The sequence below is a fragment of the Klebsiella sp. YJ genome (genome assembly GCF_002108615.1).
Taxonomy (GTDB): domain Bacteria; phylum Pseudomonadota; class Gammaproteobacteria; order Enterobacterales; family Enterobacteriaceae; genus Klebsiella; species Klebsiella planticola.
In genome coordinates, this window is sequence record NZ_MTEG01000081.1 from 1 (window position 1) to 3034 (window position 3034).

Here is a 3034-nt window from a genome sequence, read left to right on the forward strand (position 1 = left end):
ACCCCGTCAGTAGCTGAACAGGAGGGACAGCTGATAGAAACAGAAGCCACTGGAGCACCTCAAAAACACCATCATACACTAAATCAGTAAGTTGGCAGCATCACCCATTGTGCCATGATCACGAACAACATATAAAAATTCAAAATTACCATTTATCAACGCTTGCTTAACTAAGCGCAAATCTATCTCTATGTCGTAGTCATACCAAGGGCTATTAACAAGAGAAGCGGAATGCTTCAGAATGAAGTGTTCCTTAACCCAGTTAAAAACCGATTCGATATCATAATCATAATAAACGTTCATAATTAGCTCTCCTAAAGTAAAAAAGGGAGAGCCCCACAGGGAGCACTCTCCCTGTATGGGTTATGAAATTATTTAATCAAGTCAAAAAATCTTTCTTCCAGTTTGCCTGGGAAAGCTTCATGACCCTTGAGCATTAATACATCATTCCAATCGACACCTTTCGCACCATCAGGTATATCCAGTTCAGGCAAATGAATCTCAACCCGGACTGTTGCTTCAGGATAGCGTTCAGCAAGTAAGGGCTCCATACGGCTCTTGAGAACACGTGCAGCGGACTCACCAGCTGAATTACCGGTGTTTGGATTTACCCGATCTTTATCTGCCCAAATCGACAATTCAATAAATTGGCAATCAGAAGGTGGCATTAAATACTCAGGTATTTCCAGCATTTCCATAAATGTTGAACTTGAAGATGCCCAGCAAGGAATTGAAGTCGCCTCAGTTACTGATAGCGCATTCTCAATACCTTCACTAACCCCCAAAAACCATGATTTAGTTTCATCACAGTAAGTTGGTTTAAATAACTGCATCGAACCACCATTCATCTGGTAGACCGGTTTCATCATTAACTTTGGGTTTTCAACATCAGCTTTTTTAAGTCCATCATCAGTAAGATGAGTTTTATGGATAGTGCAATTGCGACCGAATTTATCGTTAAAAATAGCAACCATCGTTGGATGAAAACTGGCTGGCTTATTAGAACCGGGCCAGTATCTCATCTTAGCATTAAACCCCAGACTAGCTGGAATTTTTGTGAGCATCCGTTTTATACCGCGCCCTGATAGATATCGAGCAACCAATGAATCGGGTGTCACAAATTTTGTGTATTTATACACGGCTTCTAACTTATTTATACGACTAAGTCTCTCTTCCTCACCAATATCTGAAAAAGATTGAGCTTTTTTGTCATAAAGAACAATATTAACACGGTCGGCTTCAGTTAACTTTCTATCCTTGGAAACACCAAGCATTTCAAGAATGTTTTTTGCAGCCTGCGTTTTACTAATGCTTTTTAGTTCAGCAATTAAATCAATGCCATCAATAAAAGTATTATGGGGATAATCCTCATGAATAGCATGAACACTTTCTAGCGTCCTATCTTTAAATCTGAATTTCGTTTTGCCACTACCAGTAAACGGGCATTTGACAGAACGTGGAGCTTTTTCTAAAGCCTCCTGAAACTCAGGATAGTACGTTAATACATTACGCCATCCACCCAGTTGCTGCACATGAGATTTGACAAGGTCAAAAGTTTCTTGCGCGTACTGCATAGGGGTTTTAGCCGGTGAATTATAATTTGTAGAATGACTCATAATACTCTCCTAGCTGACATTGTGGGTTTCACAATGCCTACTGCAATGCAGATAACATTGAGAAACCCACAACGCAGAATGAAAGAAGTGCCACGAAGTGGCACAATCATTTATAAGACTTCGAAACCATTAGCAATATATTTCGCCACCAGTCTTTCAACTGCTGAATCCATTGCTTCGGAATTGTCTTCGGAAAATGTGGCATCACGAACTAATCGTTCAACCGGCATAATTCCATTAACAACTTCCCCTTCTGTGACGTATACCTTGGTTCCAATCATCCCACTGTCTAATTGACGAGAGTCAACGCGAACACGTTTAATATACTTATTACCTTTCATATGTTTGCTCCTTAAAGGCGAGCAAACATACCCATGCGGGTATATAAGCCCGCTTGGGAAGATAATAGAAGTTAAACTAGGCTTCTGATTAAATCTTTATACAAAGAATTTAATTCAGAGATATCGTTTATTTTTTTAAAATAAACACCATCAAAGCCTAGAGGTTTATCAATGCCATAACCGACACAAACAATATCTATGCCATGTTTTTTAGCATTTTTAACTGCAGAGCATACATCATCTATTGATTCAGATGGGTCACCATCAGTCGCAATAAAGATAACTTTACGTGAGAAATTCAAACGTGAGAAATATTCCACGCATGAATTAATCGCTGTCGCAGTTGGGGTATGTAATCCGCTAGAAACATTTTCATAATTTGAAAAGCAACTAGATACAGATTTATTAAAAAACTTAAGTATATCTATATAACCTTCTTTTTGAACTGGATAAACAAGATCAGCAACATCAATATTGTTCACCGATTCACAAGCAAGGGTAAATGCAAGATTTGCTTTTAAGGCTAAAACTGATACGTCATGCATTGATACAGAGATATCACGCAGGTTTATTACACCTACATCAGACCTTTTGTATCCCTCCCCGTTTTTCTTAAACACAGAGGTTGCACCCATAGGTACTTCAACAAGCTTTCTACTATGAATACGAGATCCACGATCAGTTAGCCTGTTGTTACGCCGTACAGTTTGCTTATTTAAAGAAGAAAGTAACTTTCTTAGCTCACGAGAGTGAGCTAGAGCATTATTATAGTCCTCCTCGGTCAGAGTGATAAAACCAAAACGAAAACCAAAGTTTTGAATTTCAGCATCACTGAAAGAAGATGCCATTTGAGATATGGATTTTTTTATAGCTTCATGAAAATCATGAGAATTATCCTGTTCAGCCTCTGTGTCTAGGTATTCATCAAGATCTTCAATCGCCTTTCTTAATTGCGCTGGTGAGAAACTTTGTGTTGTACGTGCAGAAGTTACAGAACCATCAGAACCGTCAGAGCCATCAGAGTCATCAGAGCCGTCAGAGTCATCAGAGCCGTCAGAGTCATCAGAGCCGTCAGAG

General features: G+C 39.2%; 4 protein-coding genes. All 4 read right to left on the reverse strand.

The genetic code is table 11. The features are described from left to right. Positions 1-78: 78 nt before the first annotated feature. Positions 79-303 (reverse strand): hypothetical protein, encoded by a 225-nt coding sequence (locus tag BV390_RS30155; RefSeq protein WP_227517266.1) that lies wholly within the window; start codon positions 301-303, stop codon positions 79-81. A gap of 68 nt (positions 304-371) precedes the next feature. Beyond that, positions 372-1616, reverse strand: a complete 1245-nt coding sequence (locus tag BV390_RS30160) for a DUF7146 domain-containing protein (RefSeq protein WP_004181767.1) — start codon at positions 1614-1616, stop codon at positions 372-374. Between the two features lie 110 nt (positions 1617-1726). Further along, a complete protein-coding gene (locus BV390_RS30165; RefSeq protein WP_004181768.1) occupies positions 1727-1957 on the reverse strand; it encodes a hypothetical protein in 231 nt (76 codons plus the stop codon). Between the two features lie 71 nt (positions 1958-2028). Then, a partial coding sequence (locus tag BV390_RS30170) for a VWA domain-containing protein (RefSeq protein ID WP_227517267.1) occupies positions 2029-3034 on the reverse strand: 1006 nt, incomplete at its 5' end.

Excerpts from the sequence above, each read along its gene's own strand:
- BV390_RS30155 (WP_227517266.1), bottom strand. The coding sequence starts at position 303 with ATGAACGTTTATTATGATTATGATATCGAATCGGTTTTTAACTGGGTT.
- BV390_RS30160 (WP_004181767.1), bottom strand. The coding sequence starts at position 1,616 with ATGAGTCATTCTACAAATTATAATTCACCGGCTAAAACCCCTATGCAG.
- BV390_RS30165 (WP_004181768.1), bottom strand. The coding sequence starts at position 1,957 with ATGAAAGGTAATAAGTATATTAAACGTGTTCGCGTTGACTCTCGTCAA.